This window comes from Pseudolysinimonas sp. (genome assembly GCF_031389465.1).
Lineage (GTDB): Bacteria > Actinomycetota > Actinomycetes > Actinomycetales > Microbacteriaceae > Pseudolysinimonas_A.
Genome location: NZ_JANMSQ010000036.1, coordinates 1 through 1635 on the forward strand (window position 1 = coordinate 1; position 1635 = coordinate 1635).

The 1635-nt window shown below is 68.6% G+C and carries 2 protein-coding genes; both read left to right on the forward strand.

The features are described from left to right. Positions 1-827, forward strand: an 827-nt coding sequence (locus RMO30_RS01540; protein ID WP_309708581.1) for a sensor histidine kinase, incomplete at its 5' end; no start/stop codon positions are given. 2 nt (positions 828-829) lie between these two features. Continuing rightward, entirely contained in the window at positions 830-1489 is a 660-nt protein-coding gene (locus RMO30_RS01545) for a response regulator transcription factor (protein ID WP_309708584.1), read from the forward strand. Positions 1490-1635: the final 146 nt, after the last annotated feature.

The following is a 1635-nucleotide window of genomic DNA, read 5'->3' on the forward strand; positions in this document are numbered from 1 at the left end:
TGCTGGCGGCGGCGGTCGCCCTCGGCTGGGTCGGCGCGACACTGAGCCCCGGCCCGACAGATGTCGGTGTGCCCGCACTCATCGTCGCTGCATGGGTGCTCGGCAACTATCTGGGTACGCGCCAGGCCTACACCGCCGAACTCGAGGAAAAGAACCGCCAGCTCGAGCGGGCGCAGCTCGATCTCGCCGACCAGGCGGTCGCCGAGGAGCGGCTCCGTATCGCCCGCGAGTTGCACGACGTCGTCGCACACACCATGAGTGTCGTCGCGATGCACGCAGGAACCGGGCGCATGGTCGCCGCGAGCGACCCCGGGGCTGCCCGGCAGTCGCTGCGGACCATCGAGACCGCGACTCGGTCAGCCTTGCGGGAAATGCGCCAGCTTCTCGGTGTCCTGCGCGGATCCGACGATGAGCGTCCCGGCCCGCTAGCACCCGCTCCTGGGCTGCACGACGTCGATAGCCTGGTCGCTGAGGTCGTCCGATCCGGGATCACTGTAGAGATGCGCGTCGAGGGTGCAAGGCCCGACCTGCCGGCCGGGATCGACCTGTCGGCCTACCGCATCGTCCAGGAGGCGCTGACCAACGTGATCAAGCACGCCGGCCGAGCGCGTGCGACGGTCGTGATCGGGTACGCCGCCGACGCCGTGACTCTTGACATCGATGACGATGGGCCGGCGCGGCCGCCGGGCACGGTAGGTTCCGGTGGACACGGGTTGGTGGGGATGCGGGAGCGGGTGGCGATGTACAACGGCGACCTGATCGCGGGGCCGCTGCCCGGAGGTGGCTTCCGGGTGCATGCCAGGCTGCCGCTCGGCGGGCGCGCGTGAGGATGCGAGTCGGCGTTGCCGACGACCAGCCGCTGATCCGCACGGGTCTGCGGGCGATGATCGACCACGCACCCGACATGGACCTGGTGGCCGAGGCTGCCGACGGCGAGCAGGCGATCGACCTCGCCCGCCGGCATCGTCCTGATGTGCTCCTCATGGACATCAGGATGCCGCTGCTCGATGGCATCGAAGCGACCAGGCGAATCACGACGGACAGCGACCTTGGCGGCGTTCGCATCGTCATCTTGACGACGTTCGACAACGACGAATACGTGTACGCCGCGATCCGCGCGGGCGCCAGCGGCTTCATGCTCAAGGACGCACCTCCGGAAGACGTCCTGGAAGGGATTCGCGTCGTCGCAGCAGGCGACGCGCTTCTCGCCCCGAGCGTGACGCGCCGATTGATCGCGGAGCTTGCCCTGCGCCCCATCGCCGATCGCCCGCCGCCCCCGCAGTTGGGTGTGCTCACCGAACGTGAACGCGAAGTTCTCGCCCTCGTCGGGCGTGGTCTGTCCAATGCGGAGATCGGCGCGGATCTGTTCCTGAGCCCGGCGACAGCGAAGACCCATGTCAGCCACGTCTTGACCAAGCGCGGCGCGCGGGACAGCGCGCAACTCGTCGTCACCGCCTACGAGAGCGGTCTGATCCGCCCGGGGGAGTAGCGCAGAACGCATCCCCTGGCCGACGACGCAACGAGCCCGCCACGTCACCTTCTTCATAGGCCGACGATTCACGTCGGGCAGACCTGAAGGAGCGGGCGAATGGCCGCCATCGAACTGCACAACCTCCCCAAACGCTTCGGCCGTGT

Bases quoted from the DNA above. Each gene is read 5' to 3' on its own strand.
- RMO30_RS01545 (WP_309708584.1), top strand. From the start codon at position 830: ATGCGAGTCGGCGTTGCCGACGACCAGCCGCTGATCCGCACGGGTCTG.